General features: G+C 41.7%; 20 protein-coding genes and 1 tRNA gene. 14 read left to right on the top strand and 7 right to left on the bottom strand.

Features of this window, described 5'->3' with window-relative positions:
- The first annotated feature begins 110 nt into the window (after nucleotides 1-110).
- The 7 genes from UYK_RS0103440 to UYK_RS0103415 all read left to right on the top strand — a co-directional run bounded on the left by UYK_RS0103440 (nucleotide 111) and on the right by UYK_RS0103415 (nucleotide 4,106).
- On the top strand, nucleotides 111-446 hold the full coding sequence (locus UYK_RS0103440; protein ID WP_016870906.1) for a cation:proton antiporter subunit C: 336 nt from the start codon (nucleotides 111-113) through the stop codon (nucleotides 444-446).
- A complete protein-coding gene (locus UYK_RS0103435; protein ID WP_009457590.1) occupies nucleotides 443-1,879 on the top strand; it encodes a cation:proton antiporter in 1,437 nt (478 codons plus the stop codon). The genes UYK_RS0103440 and UYK_RS0103435 overlap by 4 nt, the downstream gene beginning before the upstream one ends.
- Nucleotides 1,864-2,256: a Na+/H+ antiporter subunit E gene (locus UYK_RS0103430; protein ID WP_009457592.1), complete on the top strand. Its 393-nt coding sequence runs from the start codon at nucleotides 1,864-1,866 to the stop codon at nucleotides 2,254-2,256. Before UYK_RS0103435 ends, UYK_RS0103430 begins: the two co-directional genes overlap by 16 nt.
- Nucleotides 2,253-2,516, top strand: a complete 264-nt coding sequence (locus UYK_RS0103425) for a hypothetical protein (protein ID WP_009457594.1) — start codon at nucleotides 2,253-2,255, stop codon at nucleotides 2,514-2,516. The genes UYK_RS0103430 and UYK_RS0103425 overlap by 4 nt, the downstream gene beginning before the upstream one ends.
- A 75-nt stretch (nucleotides 2,517-2,591) precedes the next feature.
- A complete protein-coding gene (locus UYK_RS24795) occupies nucleotides 2,592-2,870 on the top strand; it encodes a monovalent cation/H(+) antiporter subunit G (RefSeq protein ID WP_071588101.1) in 279 nt (92 codons plus the stop codon).
- Complete coding sequence (locus UYK_RS0103420; RefSeq protein ID WP_009457596.1) at nucleotides 2,863-3,447, top strand: DUF4040 domain-containing protein; 585 nt, start codon at nucleotides 2,863-2,865, stop codon at nucleotides 3,445-3,447. Before UYK_RS24795 ends, UYK_RS0103420 begins: the two co-directional genes overlap by 8 nt.
- Complete coding sequence (locus tag UYK_RS0103415) at nucleotides 3,447-4,106, top strand: Na(+)/H(+) antiporter subunit B (RefSeq protein WP_009457598.1); 660 nt, start codon at nucleotides 3,447-3,449, stop codon at nucleotides 4,104-4,106. Before UYK_RS0103420 ends, UYK_RS0103415 begins: the two co-directional genes overlap by 1 nt.
- Nucleotides 4,107-4,212: 106 nt before the next feature.
- Here UYK_RS0103415 and UYK_RS0103410 read toward each other — a convergent pair whose 3' ends face one another.
- From UYK_RS0103410 to UYK_RS0103400, 3 genes are all read right to left on the bottom strand, one after another.
- Nucleotides 4,213-4,887: a response regulator transcription factor gene (locus tag UYK_RS0103410; RefSeq protein WP_009457600.1), complete on the bottom strand. Its 675-nt coding sequence runs from the start codon at nucleotides 4,885-4,887 to the stop codon at nucleotides 4,213-4,215.
- Nucleotides 4,888-5,043: 156 nt separating this feature from the next.
- Entirely contained in the window at nucleotides 5,044-6,462 is a 1,419-nt protein-coding gene (locus UYK_RS0103405; protein WP_016870905.1) for a sensor histidine kinase, read from the bottom strand.
- A gap of 342 nt (nucleotides 6,463-6,804) precedes the next feature.
- Nucleotides 6,805-7,044, bottom strand: a complete 240-nt coding sequence (locus tag UYK_RS0103400) for a hypothetical protein (protein ID WP_009457604.1) — start codon at nucleotides 7,042-7,044, stop codon at nucleotides 6,805-6,807.
- Nucleotides 7,045-7,248: 204 nt separating this feature from the next.
- Here UYK_RS0103400 and UYK_RS0103395 point away from each other — a divergent pair, with 204 nt between their 5' ends.
- Nucleotides 7,249-8,943, top strand: a complete 1,695-nt coding sequence (locus tag UYK_RS0103395; RefSeq protein WP_009457612.1) for a serine/threonine protein kinase — start codon at nucleotides 7,249-7,251, stop codon at nucleotides 8,941-8,943.
- 259 nt (nucleotides 8,944-9,202) lie between these two features.
- On the opposite strand, the gene UYK_RS0103390 is transcribed toward UYK_RS0103395, so the two are convergent.
- Entirely contained in the window at nucleotides 9,203-10,399 is a 1,197-nt protein-coding gene (locus UYK_RS0103390) for a murein hydrolase activator EnvC family protein (protein WP_016870904.1), read from the bottom strand.
- Nucleotides 10,400-10,849: 450 nt separating this feature from the next.
- Here UYK_RS0103390 and UYK_RS0103385 point away from each other — a divergent pair, with 450 nt between their 5' ends.
- Both UYK_RS0103385 and UYK_RS0103375 read left to right on the top strand, forming a co-directional pair.
- A complete protein-coding gene (locus tag UYK_RS0103385; protein WP_009457614.1) occupies nucleotides 10,850-11,089 on the top strand; it encodes a His/Gly/Thr/Pro-type tRNA ligase C-terminal domain-containing protein in 240 nt (79 codons plus the stop codon).
- Between the two features lie 492 nt (nucleotides 11,090-11,581).
- Complete coding sequence (locus UYK_RS0103375; RefSeq protein WP_009457615.1) at nucleotides 11,582-11,902, top strand: hypothetical protein; 321 nt, start codon at nucleotides 11,582-11,584, stop codon at nucleotides 11,900-11,902.
- A 47-nt stretch (nucleotides 11,903-11,949) separates the two neighbouring features.
- On the opposite strand, the gene trmFO is transcribed toward UYK_RS0103375, so the two are convergent.
- The gene (trmFO, locus tag UYK_RS0103370; protein WP_009457616.1) at nucleotides 11,950-13,272 is read right to left on the bottom strand and encodes an FADH(2)-oxidizing methylenetetrahydrofolate--tRNA-(uracil(54)-C(5))-methyltransferase TrmFO; all 1,323 of its coding nucleotides are present in this window, start codon (nucleotides 13,270-13,272) and stop codon (nucleotides 11,950-11,952) included.
- Between the two features lie 387 nt (nucleotides 13,273-13,659).
- Nucleotides 13,660-14,259 carry a hypothetical protein gene (locus tag UYK_RS0103365; protein ID WP_009457617.1) on the bottom strand — a complete coding sequence of 200 codons (600 nt, stop codon included), beginning with the start codon at nucleotides 14,257-14,259 and terminating at the stop codon, nucleotides 13,660-13,662.
- Nucleotides 14,260-14,783: 524 nt separating this feature from the next.
- On the opposite strand from UYK_RS0103365, the gene UYK_RS0103360 reads away from it, so the two are divergent.
- Nucleotides 14,784-14,857, top strand: a tRNA-Arg gene (locus UYK_RS0103360).
- Between the two features lie 73 nt (nucleotides 14,858-14,930).
- Here the strand turns inward: UYK_RS0103360 and UYK_RS0103355 are convergent.
- The gene (locus UYK_RS0103355; protein WP_009457618.1) at nucleotides 14,931-15,425 is read right to left on the bottom strand and encodes a pentapeptide repeat-containing protein; all 495 of its coding nucleotides are present in this window, start codon (nucleotides 15,423-15,425) and stop codon (nucleotides 14,931-14,933) included.
- Nucleotides 15,426-15,772: 347 nt separating this feature from the next.
- On the opposite strand from UYK_RS0103355, the gene gcvT reads away from it, so the two are divergent.
- The 3 genes from gcvT to gcvP all read left to right on the top strand — a co-directional run bounded on the left by gcvT (nucleotide 15,773) and on the right by gcvP (nucleotide 20,562).
- Entirely contained in the window at nucleotides 15,773-16,909 is a 1,137-nt protein-coding gene (gene gcvT / locus UYK_RS0103350) for a glycine cleavage system aminomethyltransferase GcvT (protein ID WP_009457619.1), read from the top strand.
- 118 nt (nucleotides 16,910-17,027) lie between these two features.
- The gene (gene gcvH, locus UYK_RS0103345) at nucleotides 17,028-17,414 is read left to right on the top strand and encodes a glycine cleavage system protein GcvH (RefSeq protein ID WP_016870902.1); all 387 of its coding nucleotides are present in this window, start codon (nucleotides 17,028-17,030) and stop codon (nucleotides 17,412-17,414) included.
- A 250-nt stretch (nucleotides 17,415-17,664) separates the two neighbouring features.
- A complete protein-coding gene (gene gcvP / locus UYK_RS0103340; RefSeq protein WP_016870901.1) occupies nucleotides 17,665-20,562 on the top strand; it encodes an aminomethyl-transferring glycine dehydrogenase in 2,898 nt (965 codons plus the stop codon).
- Nucleotides 20,563-20,610: the final 48 nt, after the last annotated feature.

Here is a 20,610-nt window from a genome sequence, read left to right as displayed (position 1 = left end):
AGCTATAGCCAACAGAATTGTTGATTCCTAAGGAATTTTTAAAGTTCTAGAAAAGTAGTTTATTTTTTTACATAAAGTTACGGTCAACCCTTATCCAACAGGCAATTCCCGTGTTAGAAGCATGTATATTTGCAACAATATTGTGCGGATTTTTCGGCATTATCCTTAAAAAAAATCTTGTGATGAAGATCATCTCTATGGATGTGATGAGTACGGGGGTTATCGCCTATTACGTGCTGATAGCATCGCGAGATGGCTTGTTCACACCCATTTTTTCAGACGTCAAAAATGTCGCTTACTCCGATCCGGTTCCCCAGGCGGTTATATTAACGGCGATTGTGATCGGCTTTTCGATTCAAGCCTTAATGCTGGTCGGTGTCATAAAGTTGGCACGGGATAACCCAACATTAGAAAGCAACGAAATCGAGAAGAATAATACGCCATGAGTACTTTTACGATTGCCTGGATCGGACTCCCGTTTTTTTTAGGGTTCGTAATTTATCTAATCCCGAAACTGGATCGCTACCTCGCACTGGGGATGGCCCTTGTTTCTGGTGGATATGCGATGCTGCTATTTACCAAACCGCCACTGACACTGCAATTACTGGATAATTTCGGCGTCACATTAGTGATTGACCAATTGAGTGGCTACTTCATATTGACAAATGCCCTGGTAACGGTGGCGGTAATGCTCTACTGTTGGTACAGCAATAAGACAGCTTTTTTTTATGCCCAGACTATCATTTTGCATGGCAGTATTAATGCCGCGTTTGTCTGTGCGGATTTTATCAGCTTGTATGTGGCGTTAGAGGTGAGCGGGATTGCTGCGTTTCTCTTGATTGCCTATCCCCGCAGCGATCGCTCAATTTGGGTAGCTTTACGCTATCTGTTTATTAGCAACGTGGCAATGCTGTTTTATCTGGTGGGCGCAGTGCTGGCGTATAAGGCCAATCATTCGTTTAGTTTTGCCAGTTTGCGCGGCGCACCTCCCGAAGCAATTGCTCTAATTTTTCTGGGACTCTTGGTCAAGGGAGGAATCTTTATATCAGGATTGTGGCTACCGTTGACCCATTCCGAAGCCGAAACACCCGTGTCGGCCATGCTGTCGGGAATTGTGGTCAAGGCTGGTGTCTATCCGTTGGTGCGTTGTGCGCTGATGGTAAATGAGTTTGATCCAATAATCAGGCTCTTCGGAGTTGGGACAGCACTGCTGGGAGTGTTCTATGCAGTCTTTGAAAAGGATACCAAGCGAATGCTGGCGTTTCACACAGTTTCCCAGTTAGGCTTTATCCTGGCTGCACCGAAAGTAGGTGGCTTTTATGCATTGACCCACGGGCTGGTCAAATCAGCGCTGTTTATGACCGCCGGCGCCTTACCTAGCCGCAACTTCAAGGAGTTACAACAAAAGCCGATCAATACTAGAGTCTGGATGGCCCTAGTCATGGCCAGTTTCTCGATTTCAGGCTTTCCCATGTTGTCTGGCTTTGGGGCGAAGGTGTTGACATCGAAAAATTTTCTCCCTTGGCAAGCGATCGCCATGAACATTGCAGCCCTGGGAACAGCAATATCATTTGCCAAATTCATCTTTCTACCACGTGGCGGACAGGGTGAGGTGCAACGCGGTTTTTGGCCAGCGGTAATCCTGTTGATTGCTAGTCTGATTCTGGCCAATATAGTGTACTTTGAGGCGTATACTGTCGCAAATATTATCAAACCACTCGCGATTATCGGTGTGGGCTGGATCGCATATTTTTTGATTTTTCGACGATCAGTACTCAAGCTGCCGCGTGTAATTGAACAATTTGAGCATCTGATTGGAATGATGAGTCTGATGTTGATCCTATTATTCTGGATGGTGTTTGCATGGTTGGGTATTTAAATCTGATATTGCGACTGGTCATCTGGTTTCTGCTCACCGCTAATTTGAGTGTGGCAAACATCATCATTGGTGTGAGTATTGCCCTTCTATTACCAGGAAGTCCCAAATCCTTAGGAAGATTACAGGATTGGTTACGGGCACTATTTGAGGTCATTGTGGCAATTCCACAGGCCTATATAGAAGCATTTGAAATCATCCTCCGTCCCCACACCCAAGAAGAAGTCACCTTAGAACGAGTTAAACCAGGGCGAACGCCTGGGCTAATATTTTTGGATATCTTTCTGATCACATTTACGCCAAAGACTATTGTCTTGAAATACCAAGAAGATGGCTGGTATGAAGTCCACCGAGTTCGACGGAGGAAGAAAAAAGCATGAACTTGAACTTGGTAGTAATTGCAATGATTTTGACCCTGCTCATCCCCATCTACGAGGCATGGAAGGATGACAGTATCTGGCAGAAAATGTTGGCATTTTCCAGTATCGCGACCAAGACATCAGTCATGATCTTAGTCATATCCGTTTTGCGTGATGATTGGATGATCGGTGTTGTCGGGGTAATTATCCTTAGTGTGGGGAATGCTGCATTAATGCTGCTGGCCCATGTAATTAAACGCATGAGTGATGTATCAAGTTGAGTGAGATAAATACTTAGACGGAATTAATTACACACATTATTTTCTTGTTCCCTGTTAAATTTTATCCAACTACTTATGATCAACCTGTTTAGCTATATCTGCATCGGCATCGGAATTGTCTTCTCGTTTTGGGGAACCTCTCACCTGCTCGGCAAGCGTTCAGTATTATTCAAGCTCCATAGTCTTTCCGTGGCAGATACCCTGGGATCGATGAGCATTATCTTCGGCTTGCTTCTGAAGATTCCCAGTGAATGGCCGTTACTTATCCTCGCCATTATCTCTTTGGCAATCTGGAATACGATGCTGGGGTATGTGTTGGCATACTGTTCCAGTAGAGGAGATAACAATGATTGATAGCTATATCTATGTCATCATCGCTCTGCTGCCTTTGGCTGCGTCTATGCTGGTACTTCAGGTCAATCCATACCACGCCTTAGTCATCCGTGGCATCCTGGGAGCAGTGGCGGTATTGGTATATGCAGTTTTGGGAGCGCCGGATGTTGCTTTGACTGAAGCATTGGTGGGTACTATGCTTGCAATTACTCTCTATGCAATTACGGTGCGTTCCTCGCTGGTCATGCGTCTGGGCGTGATTAAAGACGAGTCGGTGGAGGCAGATGAAGATCACCATTTTGGGCAACTGATGGATGAGTTACGAACAATTTTTGGCAAACGCCATATGCGCCTTGAATTAGTAACCTACACAAATATGCAGGCTTTGCACCGGGCGCTGCTGGACAAAGAAGTCCATGCAACTTGTAGCCGAGTAGAACACAGCGATCAAAACGGTGCAGTACCTGGGGACGAAGAGCGATCGTATCACACCACGACCAGGGTGCAACGCATCTATGACATCATACACAACGAACTTTCTTTACCAGGGACAACCCTAACCTATGTAAGTACACCAGAGTCAGGGGAGAAGCATTGATGAAATGGGTCTATATTATCGCAGGGATATCGCTGTACGTCAAAATGCTCGTCATTCCCAACCCAGCACCAGACTTGTCAATCTCTATAGTCGAGTCCATTGTCCAAGATAGTGGAGTCCCAAATGCAGTTTCAGCGATCATTTTCAGGAATCGTCTGTACGACACTATCTTTGAAGTAGTTGTATTTACAATTGCGATCTTGGGTGCTAGTTTTCTGTTGGCGAATGAAAGACCGTCTTGTATAATTTATCAATTTACCGATCAACCATCAATTGTCCTGGCGCGCCTCGGAGCAACAATTGCCGCGTTGGTGGGTATCGAATTGGCGATTCGGGGGCATTTGAGTCCTGGTGGTGGTTTTGCAGCTGGGGTAGCGGGGGGAACGGCGATCGGTCTAGTGGCGATTACCTCATCATCACAGTGGATGCAGGCGATCTACAAGCGCTGGCACGCTGCTACCTGGGAGAAGGTTTCGGTTCTGATTTTTACTGTACTGGCGGTGATCACTTTGGTTGGATTAGAATTACCCCACGGAGAATTGGGCGCACTTGTCAGTGGCGGGGTTATCCCTATACTTAATATTCTGGTGGCAGTAAAAGTCGCCTTGGGGTCGTGGGCGGTTATTTTGGTTTTTATTCGTTATCGGGGATTGTTGTGAGATTTCCCATCGGTGGGTACAGGATAAACTCAACAGCGATCGCATACAATCTCATTTTCAGGACAACAGGAATCGTTGGTTAAATCCTAATGTTATGTTCGATTACTTAGTCCCGCAATACATAGCCCACACCACGCACTGTATGAATTAAACGCTTTTCGTTATTTTCCTCCAACTTGAGCCGTAGATAACGAATATAAACCTCAATGATATTAGAATCACCCATAAAGTCGTAACCCCAAACTTTTTCTAAAATTTGCTCACGAGTAAAAACTTGACGCGGATGTGAAAGGAGATATTCTAATAAGTCAAATTCTTTTACTGTTAACTCAATTGCTCGTTTACCTCGAAATACTTCACGGGTGCGCCGATTTAAACTCAAGTCTGCAAACTGCAACAAGTCTTCATCTGTTTCTTGAGTGCGACGGAGATGGGCGCGGATTCTCGCAAGCAGTTCTTCAATGCTGAAAGGTTTGACTACATAATCATCGGCTCCTGCATCTAATCCTGCCACGCGATCGCTCACTTCATCTTTTGCTGTCAACAAAATTACTGGCATTGTAATGCCTGTTGCTCGCAGACGGCGACAAATTTCTAAACCAGACAGTCCTGGTAACATCCAATCTAGAACTGCTAAATCAGGCGATGACTCTCGTGCTAAAGTTAGTCCAGTGATGCCATCATGGGCTATGCTTACTTTGTAGCCTTCACTACTCAGTTCTAATTCCATAAATCGCGCTAGTTTGACTTCATCTTCAACCAAAAGGATATGTGCTGTCATAATATTTACTTCTAAAGTAGGTAAAGCTCATCTGCACTTGACTATTTAACTGCGTTAGCAATCAAATAACTTAACATCTGCCTTTAATATTCAAAAGTTTTGACTGTGGTTAACAAATATTGCCTATTGCCTTCTATCCCTGTCTGCTGCGACTAACTATATAGGTAAACTGATTGTAAACGTACTTCCTTCTCCTAACTTTGATTGTACGCTCACACTACCTCCCATACCCTCTACAAGTGTCTTGACAATCGATAAACCCAAACCACAACCCCCAGTTGCATGAGAGCGAGATTCATTGACGCGGTAAAATCTCTCAAAAATACGGGCTTGGTGTTGCAAAGGAATGCCATAACCCTTGTCGCAAACTTGAATAATAGCTTTGTCCTGAAGTTGATTCAACTTAAAAGTTATGGGTGTACCAGCTTCAGAATACTTAACAGCATTATCAATTAAATTCAGTAATACTTGTTTGAGACGACTGTAATCTACTTTTACTTCAATTGGGTATTTTATTGAGTCGATGGTAATTACGCGATCGCTATATTTCTCTGCCATGATCACGACTTCTTCAACTAAGTCATTCAGGACATAAGATTTCATTTGAAACTGCAAATAACCACTATCTGCTCGTGCTAAATCAAGTAAATCTTGTAGCAGACGAATGGTACGTTCAGCTTCCGATGCAGCAGTTTCTAAAGCTTCTTGTTGAGTTGGAGTTAAGTTATTTTGTCTTCGCAAGACGCTTTGCAAATAACCATGTACAATCGTTAAGGGTGTACGTAACTCGTGAGAAACATTACTCACAAATTCTCGCTCTTGCTCCCATGATTGGGAGAGGCGCGATAATAGCATGGCTAAAGTTTGAGCTAATTCTTTGACTTCGCTAGGTGCATTATCCAGACATAACTGCGATTTTCCTAAATCTTCTGTGGAAATAACAGCAGTCATTTGACTTAGCTGGCGCAGAGGTTGCAGAGAACGCTTAATATAAAATGCGATCGCAATTATGAACACAATAATTGCCAAAATACTAGTAATACTTAAACTTTGTACCATTACCACAAACATCGTTTGTTCGCGGGTAATATCCTTAACTACAAATAACTCGCCTAGTAAATTACCCTGCACTTCTACCGATCCACCACATAAAACAAAGTAGCTTTGATTAACTTTGTAAACTTGTGATTTAATTGGCATCCTAGTTAAAGACATCAATTCATCTACCATAAAATCAGACAATAAATCTAATGTGGCAGATTTTGCTATTATTTTATTGTCAGGGCTTTTTAACCATAATAATGTATTGGTATTCGCCAAATTATTAATAGCCTTTTGCAAACCAGTTTCAGGTCGCATCATTTCACTATAAAGTTGTACGTCTTGTGGTAAACGCTTGGCTATTTGTTCTATATCATTTTTATGACTATCAATTAAAATTTGTTGCATTTTCCAACTAGTCCATGTAGCGAGGCTACCTAATACCAAAGCTGAAAATGCAGCTATGCCAAGGGTTAGGCGTAAATTTAATGAAAATGGGTCTATATTTGTCCAAATTTTTCTGATTTGCTTCACTGTTTTGGTTTAATTTGAAGTGTCAAAGAAGACTTTAATAATCAACTAAGACCATTAAATATAACTTTAGTGTTAACTGCTATATTAATCAGATTTTATTAATTAATTTACTCTTGGAGGCAGGCAATAGGAACTCTTGTAATAAAAAAGAAGACTCTTCGAGTTGTACCTAGCTTCACAAAAACCAAAGAGGAATCCTATACACTTTCTAGTTAAAAGTTGATTTGAACTGATAACTTTAATGTCCTTATTAAATTTTCAGTTTCTGAAGAACTTAGCTAATACCTTGCACTCTTGCACTATAAGCCTTACTCCAATAGGCTCACCAGCCCCTAAAACTACTTATTTCTTACCTTCTGCATTCCGCAGTATACCCAAAGTTGGCAGAAGATATGATAAAAATCTGGCTAAAATCCCGTGAAAACTCAAAAATTTTCGCTCTACCTGTTGTAGCAATTGGCGTAGAGTCTGAAAAGGTAAATACAGAAACAAGCAACTACTAACTATGAAAAAATCAGTGTAATTACTGATTTGATCCCCAAAATTATGAACTAGCCATTCAGTTTCAGTGTAATTTCTCATACTTGTTAATTCATAAATATGTTAAACCAGTTTTACAGGTATTTACATATTTTTACTGGGATGAACTGGTCAAACTTTTATAATCACTTGCATTGCTTTTTATAGTAAATAAATAAGGTTTAAAAATGTTGATTGATTTTGACCATAAAATTATATATTCCATTTGTTTTAAAATATTAAAAAGATCAAGGAATAATTCATTTTATGTTGCAAAATGAAATTCATCGTCAAGTAAGACAAAAAACAGAATTAGATACTTATATCGGCAAATTTCTCAACAATCGTTATCTGATTAGAGATTTAATTGGCAAAGGTGGAATGGGTAGAGTCTACCTAGCAGAAGATGTTGCAAAAGGAGGTATGGCAGTTGCAGTTAAAATTTTGTCAATGAATTTAGCTAACCAACAACTTTCTCAACGCTTTGCTAGAGAAATTTTTATTGGCGCTCAACTAGGACGCAAAAGTACACACATCGTTCGAGTATTGAGTTATGGTGTCACTGAGGACAAAATTCCTTATTATGTTATGGAGTACCTGCAAGGAAAAAATCTTAAACAAATTCTGAAGAATGAGACTTTGAAAATACCAAATATTTTAGAGATTTGTCATCAAATTTGTTTGGGTTTACAGTGCGCTCATCAGGGTGTCAGTATCAAAGGAGAAATTTTCCCAGTTATTCACCGAGATATTAAACCAGAAAATATATTTATTATCGAAGATGATAGTAAAGATAGGATTGTCAAAATTTTAGATTTTGGTATTGCCAAATTTTTAACTGAGGGTACTGGAATTACACTCGCTGAGTCTTTTATTGGTAGTTTACCTTATTGTTCTCCAGAACATATGGAAGGACGTAAACTCTTAGATGTGCGTTCTGATATCTACAGCTTAGGAGTATTGATGTTTGAAATGCTAACAGGCAAACATCCATTCCAAATAAAAAGCAATTCTTTTAGTGATTGGTATCAAGCTCATCGCTTTGAAATGCCCCCTATGTTTGAAAATATAGCACCTCAGATATCTATACCCAAGGAGCTAAAAAATTTAGTGATGGCTTGCTTAGCTAAAGAAGTAAGCGATCGCCCTCAAGATATTAGTCAAATATTAGTAGTATTAGAACAGTTACAGCGTAAATATAATAATCTTATTTCTGATAAGCAGAAAAATATTCAAAATCAAGAACTATTACATTTAGTACCTGTTACGTCATTATCTGAAAAAATTTGTTTACAGAAGAGTTGGCCGAAAAATCAACCAATAGCTCCAATTTGCTTTTCAGATTTATTACCCACTCCACAGGGAAGTGTACCTACTTTTTGGGCGATGTTAGCTAAAAAAGAAATCGCTAAATTTATAGATAATAATAATTATACAGAATTTATCTTTCAAAAAAATCTATATCCTATGATCTTATGGATAACTGTGCTATCAGATGCACAATTTCAACTGACACGATGGCTATCTTGCTTTTTAGATTTAAAAGATATTAAAGGACAAAAACTAGTACAAAATTTAGTAAATACTGGCTACTATCATCTACTATTTTTTGCTTTAGAAGATCCAACAGTTTGTGTGAATGTTATCACCTTAACTCTGAGTGCATTTCAGCGTCAGCAACTATTAGATTGGCTAGATTATAGCCAAAAGGTCAATACAATATCTTCTCTTAATGAAAGTAAAACAATTCTGAAAACAGAATATGAAAAAATTAAATCCGATATTTTGCAAAAGCTTGTAAACAAGCAAAAACAAACAAGATTTAATATTAAATATTGGTTACTTAATTTATATGGTCATATTTTAAGTTTATTTCCACGATCTTCTTTGATTGAAGAAGGCAGAACTAGGAAAGTAGGTAAAACCAAAAGAAAATTAGTAAGGGATTCAAGTCTTCATTAATCGTAGGCGGTAGCCTTCCTGTAGGGATAACCTTTGTCGCACAGTAGGGACTTATCGTAATTTATAACTTGCACCAGTAGCAAATACTGCTGAGGCATCTTTAAAAAACACTTAAGAGTGCGATCGCACTCAAATGCAATATCGATCGAGATAATGCCTAAAACGACTATTTTCTCCTAGCCTTCGGCAAGCCGCTTCGCGTCTACAAATCTTGTCATATATGTTTTACTAACTAGGTATACCCTTTTGGCTATCACCATCAAAAATAATTCATTGGGTCTACTGGTGTACCATTTTTGCGAACTTCAAAGTGCAAGTGGGGTCCTGTAGATAAACCTGTGGAACCAACAGCAGCGATCGCTTGTCCGCGTTTTACTGTTTGCCCTTCCGAAACATATAATTCACTAGTATGTCCGTAAAGTGTAGTTAGACCGTTGCCGTGATTAATAATTGCAGCTTTACCATAACCGCCATACCAACCAGCAAAAATGACTGTACCTGAGTCGGCGGATCTAATTGTACTACCGTAGCTAGCAGCAAAATCTTGACCTGCGTGAAAACGGCGATAACCGAGAATGGGATGTACTCGCCAACCGAAGGGACTACTGGTAGGTGCATCGGTAGGATATGCAAACATACCTGTACCGCGAATGATGACGCTGTTGCGGCTGTTTGTCTTGGCTGTTGCTTCTGCCTCTGCTAGCTTTTGTTGAATTAAAGTTGTAATTGCCTGGGAGTCCTTCTCTAGCTGGGTTTGTGCTGCTTCTAATGCCAAGCGATCGCTATTGAGACGCCCAATTAATTCCTGCTGCAAGTTTGCTTGGGTTTGATAATCTGCTTTTTGAGCAAGTAATTGCTGCCTCATCAAGGCTATTTCATTTTTTTGCTGTTCTACTGCTATTTTTTGGTTCTTGATCTCGTTAGCCTGGGCTGTAAGTTTAGCTAAAATTTTCTGGTCTGCCTGATAAACTAACTTCAAATAACGACGGTGACTAATAAAATCGCTGAGATTTTGGCTTTGCAGCAAAACTGCCCATCCCTGGTTCACTGGGGAACGTTGCAAAAAGCGTAGTCTAGCAATTGTCGCCGCTTGTCGTTGTTGATAAGCAACTTCTTTGGCTGCTAAATCTGCTTGTAGCCGCTGCAAGCTTTCTGTTGCTAGTTTGAGGCGTAATTCACTATCTTGAATTTGCGTGTTAGTGGTTTTGAGGTTTTGCTGCAAGTCGTTCAGCCGTTCTTGGGCTGCTTGCTGTAAATTGGTTAAGTAATCGCGTTCCTGTTTGACACTTTGATGCTGTTGATTAATTTGCTGCTGCTGCTGTCGCAAATTTGTAATTGCATCAGATGTCGTTGCTGATGCATTAGTTGGTAGTCCTAGTAAGATGCATAAAATTCCACAAAATGCAAGACAAATAAAATCATAAATTCTCTTTTTTTCTAGAAATAGCGCTCTCATGTTGTTTAGATAGAGCCAAGCGATCGCTCAAAACATCATGAGTAGTGTTCCCAAAAATTTGTTAAGTGTAACGGGGAAGTAGCTACGGCGACAGACGCAATTGAATGAAAGCATAATCATTGAGTTGCTTTAGGCATTTTGTTGCGGGAGCATCCCAAATATTTGAGTTTATTTTTAAACGCTGAGGATCACAGAGGTTGACGCACTAGATAGCAGAGTGTTGAGCAGAGCTACTTAGTTGTGTGTTGAGATCAGTAAGCATTCGCCTAACAACAACTACCACTACTACTACCAACTCAGGAGGGTTGTGAGGCGATCGCGTTGATTTGAAATTCGATAGCACTTCATCTACCCTCCAGCAATGCTCAGGAATGCTATCTGGTTGTATGCGTTTGCGTCAGTTTGTCCAGGACGACGCCTATATCTTTTGTCAGGAAGCTGAACTTCGGAATGATTTTCAGAAGGCTAAAACAAATTGGAGCAAAAGTAGAATTAAATGTGAGCGATCGCACGATTGCCAAAAAAATTCGAGAACTGTCTGCACGCAAGATTCCACTGATTGCTGTTGTTGGTGAAAAAGAAGCTATCAATCAATCTCTCAACTTGCGTCGTCTGGGAATTCTTGGACAGCAGGAAATTCAGCTGGCTGAGCTAGAAGCAGAATTGGTCAATCTTCGTAACCCCATATGAAGTACTGGGAGGTGGAGTGTGGGGAGTGTGGGGAGTGTGGGGAGTGTGAGGAGTATGAGGAGTGTAAGGAGTATGAGGAGTGTGGAGAGTGGAGGAATAACCACTAACTACTAACAACCAACAACCAACAACCAAATAAATATTCGTCAATGAAATTTGTTCGCTAGACACTGAAGCAAAATTTCAGTTGTGCCAGCATTAATTTAAAGATAAGTAACTAGACGCAAATAAACACAACTACTTTGACTGGGTGTATCAGGACAGGGGTAAGCTACCAAATCTACCTCTGTACCTCACACCCAGCCTTCATCAGTTAGCTTTATTGGTAGTTCTAGTTCTCATTTCGTATTTCTTCCCCATCTTCAACATAGTCAATCACGGGAAAATTCCACAACCTTTGCATGAAAATATGACTTTTCCTACACCCCTACACCCTTAAACCCCTAGATCCATTTTCAAGTCAGAGGATTTTAAAGTTAATACGAGGTTTCTATGAGTATAGGCAGAGCCATTCTTTTGATTGCTCTGGTTTTTCCAGGCTTGATGGTAGTAGCAACATCGATCTATGCGTACAATGCTGATTTTGCAACAATGGAAAGAACCGAAAGGTATGTTGAACAACTAGCAAGGCAAAGAAGAGCAGATGATAGACAATTACAATTAGCCTATCATCGGAGTATGGTGCATCGCATGAATGCCTTTACTAATGGCACTTGGGGATTTATTGGCGCTACGATCGCAGCCATTGGCATACATGGGTTAGCCATTACCAAAGAGGAATCAATTCAAGACCAAAAAAGATCGGGTAATTAGTGTTGGTGGTTGGTGGTTGATTGTTCCCAACCACAAACAACAAACAACTAACAACTAAGCATATCAACAATAAACCTTTTGAGGTCAGACAAAGCGCGATCGCGATAACGTCCGTAGCGCTCTTGTTTATTTTTGATTTTCTCTCCTAACTCTGGTAAAATGCCAAAATTGGGTGGCATGGGTTGAAAATGCTTGGGTGAAGCTGAACTGATAAATTCAAACAGCGCCCCCATCATTGTTGTCGGTGGTACAGTTAACGGTTCTTTCCCTAAAGCGATGCGTGCGGCGTTTGTCCCGGCTAACCATCCATCGGCGGCGGCGGCTGTGTAGCCTTCAGTGCCAATTAACTGCCCAGCGCCCAATAATGTGGGACGATTTTTGAATTGTAAGGTGGATAGCATCAGCTGGGGAGCATTAATAAAGGTGTTACGGTGCATCACCCCCAGCCGCACAAACTCAGCATTTTCTAAGCCGGGAATCATTCGGAAGATGCGCTTTTGTTCACTCCAGCGCAAGTTAGTTTGGAATCCTACCATGTTCCAAAGTTGCCCGGCTTTGTCTTCTTGTCGTAACTGCACTACAGCATAGGATCTTTCACCTGTACGACTATCTGACAATCCTACTGGCTTTAAAGGCCCGTAGCGCATTGTATCTTCCCCTCGGCGTGCCAGTTCCTCTATCGGCAGACAAGCTTCAAAAAATTTCGCTGTTTCTCGCTCAAAATCCTTTAATTCAGTTTGTTCGGCGTTACATAGTTCTTGCCAAAACTGTAGATATTGCTCTTTGTTCATGGGACAGTTGAGATAGGCGGCTTCACCTTTGTCGTAGCGGGAAGCAAGAAAAGCTATGTCATGGTTGATTGTTTCCCCGACAACAATTGGACTAGCAGCATCAAAAAAGCTGAGATATTCCATCCCGGTAAAGCGGCGTAAATCTTCGGCTAAGTCGGGACTGGTTAAAGGACCTGTTGCTAAAACCACAATACCTTCAGGGATAGCACGTACTTCCTCCCGACGCAATTCAATTAAGGGATGTTGAGAGAGGGTTTGTGTCAAATCTTGGCTAAATTGTCCCCGATCAACTGCTAGCGCTCCTCCGGCAGGAACTTGGTGTTCATCAGCTTTGCCAATGACAATCGATTTTAATTGCCGCAGTTCTTCGTGTAACAAACCAGTAGCGCGATCGCTTGCCATTGCCCCAAAGGAATTGCTACACACTAATTCCGCTAAGTGTTCCGTGTGATGGGCAGGACTGAAGCGTTGGGGGCGCATTTCATAGAGAATTACTGGTACTCCCGCCTGAGCAATTTGCCAGGCTGCTTCTGTTCCAGCGAGTCCACCTCCTATAACTGTGATCGGTTGCTTTTCCATACTTTGGGTTTTAGTAAAACTTTTTATAGTTCTTAATTTATCTAATGTAGCGCCAACGTCAATTTTAATTGCTGTTAATTATTTATTATGCCCAATTACCCATTACCGATAAAAGCGGATAGCATAAGTGCTTAAGCAAACATGAGCTAAATAATTGCCATTTTGGCAACTTTTCACGCAAAGGATGAGTAAATTTAGTAATCATATGCCGTCCTTTAGCGAATTGCGAAAACCTCCTCCCCCGGTAGACAGCTAACTACCGGGGTCTTTCATTTATTAGTTAATTGTCATTTGTTGGTAGTTAGAGATGCGATGAATCGCGTCTGTACATTAGTAGTTGGTTATTCCTCACACTCCCCACACTCCCCATCTCCTCATCTCCATCCCTCATATCCAGCGCCAGTTATAACGATTCCACTCGTAAATACCTTGAATTTCATACTCAGCGCCGTTATTAAAGCGAACAACGCAATTAGTACAAGATTCGTTGCCATTTTGAACTTCATCAATTTGAATGACTATGCAAGTAAACCATTCCCGTGGACAGGGGCCATCATCTTGTACCCATTCCCATAGTGCATTGCAGACTTCTATGCGATCGCCCACTTTCAGGATTAATGTATCTTCAGAATACTGATTAAAATGATACGGCTGAATGCGGTTGAGCCATTGTAACCCGTAGCGATCGCGGATAAATTGTACTTCTCCGGAGTCATTTTCACGTAGCCAGTCATTTAGTAGCTGCGCTTTCCATGAGAGGTTTTGCTCTTCCTGGGCTTTAATGTAACCTAAAAAAGCTTGTAACTCTTGCGGTGTCAATTCCTCTAATGGGTTAGTTTCAGGTGACACTTCTAGATGAGAGTTTCCTTGAATTTGCTCGACTACTTGCAGCAATATCTGTTTTTGCATATCAGTGAGAGGGCAGTTAGCTATTTCACAGCGATTAAAGGCTGTTTGCAATACTGCTTCAATCTCATCTGGTTTCATAGGTAAACAGCTATTAACAGGCTACTAAATTAAACCCCACTGATTACTGATAGTAGTTTTTTCTCTAATCCTCTTCTAACTTGAGAGGGAACAGAAGGATATTATCCAGTAATTAGTTGAGTTTGATATTAATCTAATTATTACAAATTATATCTATGAAGATAGAGCAAAGATAAAAGGGTAAACGGAAACAGACAGCAGATTGACGAAGCGCAATAATGAATTTGGACTCTGGCAATTACTTCCTCTTACTGCAAGGGTTTAGTAATGTAATCGACAGCACCAATAGACAACCCTTTTACTTTATTTTCTGTATCTGACAAAATCGCATACTTAATTTCTCATTGATGATTGCCACAATAGCTCCGTTTCGTGCATACTAGTCTCACTCAATATCCCCCTTACTCCTGTGATATTTGTAACGCTTGATTCATATTTTGATTCAGTAACGCCAAAAAAAGCTATAAATCTAGCTTTTTTATGCTATAACTTTCATATGGCGACTGCATTTGTCAGTAGTGCAAGGGCGTGTAGCTCAGTGGATTAGAGCGTCAGATTCCGGTTCTGTAGGTCGGGGGTTCGAATCCCTCCACGCTCGTTTGGCAAAGAATTATTTGTTAGCGGTTGGTTGTTGATTTTTGTAACAACAACCAGCTACTAACCAACAAATATTAACTACATTCTAAAGATTCTCTAGTAGATACGCCAGTTTTAGAATTTACACCATTTGCCCTAGCACAGAGTTTTTTCAATTCTGGCCCGTCTAAAACTGCGTTGGTGAAATCAGTACCTGTGATCTCAACATTATCAAAAGTAGAATAGAGCAACATGGTGTCTGTAAAAATTGCATCACTTAAATCAGCATCCCGAAAATCAACTAAATAAGCGATACCATTGGTAAAATCTGCACCATGTAAATTTGCTTTTTCTAAATACGCATTGTTAAAAACAGCACCACGTAAATCAGCATTACTAAAATTAGCTTTATCCAGTTTCACCTTAGTAAACTCTTCACGGATTAAGGTTTGTCCAGAAAAATCTGCATTACTCATTTGTTTATAGCCTGCAAAACGGCTGCTGGAAGATTTTGCTGCTTCTGCTGACAGGGGAAACAACAGCACCACCATAGCTAAGATAAGGACTGCAAATACTCGCCAAGACTTCATAACTTTAACTTAATAAATCTCAACACTTACACAATTAATTATTAAACATCATGGTTAATACCATTTTGGATTTTGCGAAAAGTTTGTAGACGCTTTGCGGCTTCCGGTGATCAAAGCTTTTCAAGACGGTTTGGGATTTAGATACTCAAATAAATTAAACAGTCTGCTGAAGCAGACTTGAGTTATGAGACTAGGATTTGAATCGCAGGCAGGTTTTTGCTATGGAAAAAATGCGATCGCTTTTAGTGTCCTTTGTGTATTTGTGGTTTAAATAATGCCAGCGATCGCAGCCCTTACCTGAATCAATTCCGTAGTATATAAGATGTTGACCTCAGAAAAAATTGCCCGTGGCTAAACCAGAAGAAAACACCCTTCCCCTATATCAAACACCTCTATATTTCCTTGCCCAAGAACTCAAAGCGCGACTCACTAGCTTTGGTGGTTGGGAAATGCCTGTACAATTTAGCGGCATTACCACAGAACACCAAGCAGTAAGAAATGCTGCCGGGATATTCGATATTTCCCACATGGGCAAATTTACCCTCACAGGGAAAAACCTTATTGCACAACTTCAGTACCTGGTTCCATCAGACTTAAGTCGTCTGCAACCAGGTCAAGCTCAATACACCGTCTTGCTAAATCCAAACGCTGGTATCATTGATGACATTATATTCTACTATCAAGGGGAAAACTCTGACGGCGAACAGCAGGGAGTAATGATAGTCAATGCTGCGACTACCAGTAAAGATAAAACATGGCTGTTGCAACAGCTTGACACTCAAGAAATCAATTTTCAAGACCTTTCCAAAGAAAAAATTTTAGTTGCTGTCCAAGGGCCAAAAGCTGTTGAGTTGCTTCAGCCTTTTGTGGAAGCAGACTTATCATCAGTGAAAGCCTTCGGACACTTAGAAGCATCGATTTTGGGTAAACCCGCCTTCCTTGCTCGCACAGGCTACACAGGCGAAGATGGATTTGAGGTGATGCTGGGCCCAGAAGAAGGGGTAAAATTATGGCGTAGTCTTGTTGAGGCTGGCGTCATTCCCTGTGGACTTGGTGCTAGAGACACTCTGCGACTAGAAGCAGCAATGGCACTTTACGGACAAGATATTGATGATACCACCACGCCCTTAGAAGCAGGTTTAGGTTGGTTAGTGCATCTTGATACCAAAGGAGATTTTATTGGGCGTCCTATCTTGGAACGACAAAAAGCTGCGGGAGTGCAGCGCCGACTAGTCGGTTTGCAAATGCAAGGACGCAATATTGCCCGTCATGGCTACCAAGTGTTATCAGCAGGTGTAATAGTAGGGGAGGTAACTAGTGGTACATTATCACCGACACTTGGTTATCCCATTGCCCTAGCATATGTTCCCACCCAGCTAGCAAACACTGGTCAGCAGCTAGATATAGAAATTCGTGGTAAAACATACCCAGCGATAGTGGTTAAGAAACCTTTTTACCGTTCTCAAACTCGGATCACAAAATAAACAGAGGTACATAGCGGTGTGAACCTACAAAAACCTGTATTTTCTGCTACAGAAAACCGCTATATTAGCCATTAGTCATTAACCATGTTAAATTTTTGCATGTGGAAAAGGAAGTGATATGTCTTTGGAATATCCACAGGATTTAAGATACTTAGATACTCATGAATATGTCCGCCTAGAAGGTGAAATAGCCACAATTGGTATTACCGCCTTTGCCGTAGATCAACTGGGAGATATTGTATTTTTGGAATTGCCAGAGATTGGTGACGCTGTTACCAAGGGAGAAAAAATTGGCACAATCGAATCCGTAAAAGCTGTTGAAGATTTAAACTCACCAGTAACTGGCACTGTTATAGAACGTAATGAGGAGATGATCGAATCTCCCGAACAAATAGCAGAAGATCCCTACGGTGAGGGATGGTTTATTAAAGTACGGGTGAATGACCCTAGTGAAATTGATGATGCACTCACAGCACAGGAATATAGTGCTGAAGTGGAGGGGTAGAAGGAGTGGGGAGATGGGGAGATGGGGAGATGGGGAGATGGGGAGATGGGGAGTGTGAGGAGTGTGAGGAGTGTGAGGGGTATTTCTTTCATTGATATTCTCCCGTGTCCCCCTTGTCTCCCTTGTCTCCCGTGTCCCCCATGCTGTCCGGGAAAATTTCATGAATCTTAGATGAACTGATATTTTAGATCCAACACATCAAGCATACTTATTGCAAAATATGAAATAGTAACGTCTGGAGAAGCTCTTTGTGGTAATATCTGCTCCTCGTCCCCAGTCAGGTAATCAGCAAATTCTGGGCGAAAGCACTGAAAAATTAAGTGATTTTAAACAAAGACATATTGGTCCTAATGCCGATGACATACAGCAAATGCTGGATGTGCTGGGGGTTTCTTCCCTAGATGATCTCATCAACCAAACAGTACCGCAGTCCATCCGGCTACCTCGTGCTTTAAATTTACCAGAAGCACTTAGTGAGTACGCAGCACTGGCAAAGTTAAAAGAAATTGCTTTAAAAAACCAAATTTTCCGCTCATTCATTGGTATGGGATATTACGACACTATCACTCCGGCGGTGATACAGCGTAATATTCTAGAAAACCCTGGTTGGTACACTGCCTACACTCCTTATCAGCCAGAAATTGCCCAGGGGCGACTAGAAGCACTGTTGAATTTCCAAACTATGATTATCGATCTGACGGGTTTGGAAATTGCTAATGCTTCATTACTAGATGAAGCAACAGCCGCAGCCGAAGCAATGAGTATGAGCTATGGGATTTGCAAAAATAAAGCAAATGCCTTCTTTGTCTCGCAAAACTGCCATCCCCAAACTATTTATGTGTTGCAGACCCGGGCTAAGCCTTTGGGAATCAAGATTATCATCAGCGACCATGAATCTTTTGATTTCTCAGAACCGATTTTTGGGGCAATTCTGCAATATCCCGCCAGTGATGGCACTATTTACGACTACCGAGCTTTTGTCGAAAAAGCCCATGCTGTGGGAGCATTGGTAACGGTAGCAGCAGACCCTTTGAGTCTGACACTATTGACTCCTCCGGGTGAATTTGGTGCTGATATAGCTGTTGGTAGTACTCAGCGCTTCGGTATTCCCCTGGGTTACGGTGGCCCCCATGCAGCATACTTTGCTACCAAACAAGAGTATAAGCGGCAAGTCCCAGGACGGATTGTGGGCGTATCCAAAGATGCCCAAGGTAAACCAGCATTACGTTTGACTTTGCAAACCCGCGAACAACACATCCGTCGAGAAAAAGCTACTAGTAATATTTGTACGGCACAGGTGTTACTGGCGGTGATGGCAAGTATGTATGCTGTTTATCACGGCCCAGCAGGATTGAAAAAAATAGCCGAGAATATCCACACTTTGACTGGAACCTTGGCAGCAGGATTGAAAAACCTGGGTTATAAAATTAGTTCTGAAAGTTTCTTTGATACCATTCGCGTAGAACTAGGAACCCGTAGTTTACAAGAAATTCTCGCTGGTTGTGAAGCAAAAAAAATTAACCTGCGGATTTTTGATGAAACTGCTGTAGGTGTTTCGCTGGATGAAACAACCACAATTGAAGATGTGCAAAACCTGTTAGAAATTTTCGCCCTGGGAGATGAGTTTACTCTCCCTACCCCTCACACTCCCCACCTCCCCCTTAAGCGTACAAGCTCATACCTCACCCACCCCATCTTCAACCGTTATCACTCAGAAACCGAGTTGCTGCGTTACCTGCACAAGTTGGAAACCAAAGACTTGTCATTAACTACATCAATGATTCCTTTGGGGTCATGTACGATGAAGTTAAATGCAACTTCAGAAATGCTTCCAGTCACTTGGGCAGAATTTGGTAAAATTCATCCCTTTGCCCCCAAGTCACAAACTCAGGGTTATCAAATTCTTTTCCAGCAGTTGCAAGCATGGTTAGCTGAGATTACTGGCTTTGCGGGAATTTCTCTGCAACCAAATGCTGGTTCTCAAGGTGAATATGCAGGGTTGCTGGTAATCCGCAAGTATCATGAAAGTCGTGGGGAAACACACCGCAATGTTTGCTTAATCCCCACATCTGCCCACGGAACTAACCCAGCAAGTGCGGTGATGTGTGGGATGAAAGTGGTGGCTGTGGCTTGTGATCTTCAAGGTAATATTGACTTGGATGATCTCAAGGCAAAAGCAGAAAAGCACAGCAATGAACTCGCCGCTTTGATGGTGACTTATCCTTCTACCCACGGCGTGTTTGAGGAAGCAATTCAGGAAATTTGTGCTGTTGTTCATAGCCACGGTGGACAAGTCTATATGGATGGGGCAAATATGAATGCCCAGGTGGGGCTTTGTCGTCCGGGAGATATTGGGGCGGATGTTTGCCACTTGAACTTACACAAAACCTTTTGTATTCCCCACGGTGGTGGTGGTCCTGGTATGGGGCCAATTGGTGTAGCTGCCCATTTAGTAGAATTCTTGCCTGGACACGCTGTGATTGCGATGCCAGACTACAATCCAAAATCGATAGGGGCTGTTTCGGCTGCACCTTGGGGTAGTGCTTCCATTTTGGTAATTTCCTGGATGTACATTGCGATGATGGGTGCAACAGGTTTGACGGATGCTACGAAAGTGGCTATTCTCAATGCCAACTACATCGCTAAAAGGCTGGAAGCACACTATCCTATTTTGTATCAAGGCAAAAATGGGTATGTTGCTCATGAGTGTATTTTAGATTTGCGATCGCTCAAAAAATCCGCCAACATCGAAATTGATGATATCGCCAAGCGGTTGATGGACTATGGCTTCCACGCACCTACTGTTTCTTGGCCTGTGGCGGGTACAATCATGGTGGAACCCACCGAAAGCGAGTCTAAGGAGGAGTTGGATAGATTCTGCGATGCGATGATTAGTATTCGTCAAGAAGTTGCCGAAATTGAAGCAGGTAAGGCGGATGTGCAAGATAATGTCCTGAAAAATGCACCCCACACTGCCGAAAGTCTAATTATCGGAGAATGGAATCATCCCTACTCCCGTGAACAAGCTGCTTATCCTGCACCTTGGACACGCGAACACAAATTCTGGCCTGCTGTTGGGCGTATTGATGCTGCTTTTGGAGACAGGAATTTTGTTTGTTCTTGTCTGCCTATGGAGGCGTATTCGTAGTCTAGTCTTATATCAAGTTCGGCTAATTACTTATAATTTCTGCATTAC

Origin of the sequence: Fischerella thermalis PCC 7521 (assembly GCF_000317225.1) — a bacterium.
Lineage (GTDB): Bacteria > Cyanobacteriota > Cyanobacteriia > Cyanobacteriales > Nostocaceae > Fischerella > Fischerella thermalis.
Note: the sequence above shows the minus strand (reverse complement) of the source record. Positions and strands in the feature narration are given on the sequence as shown.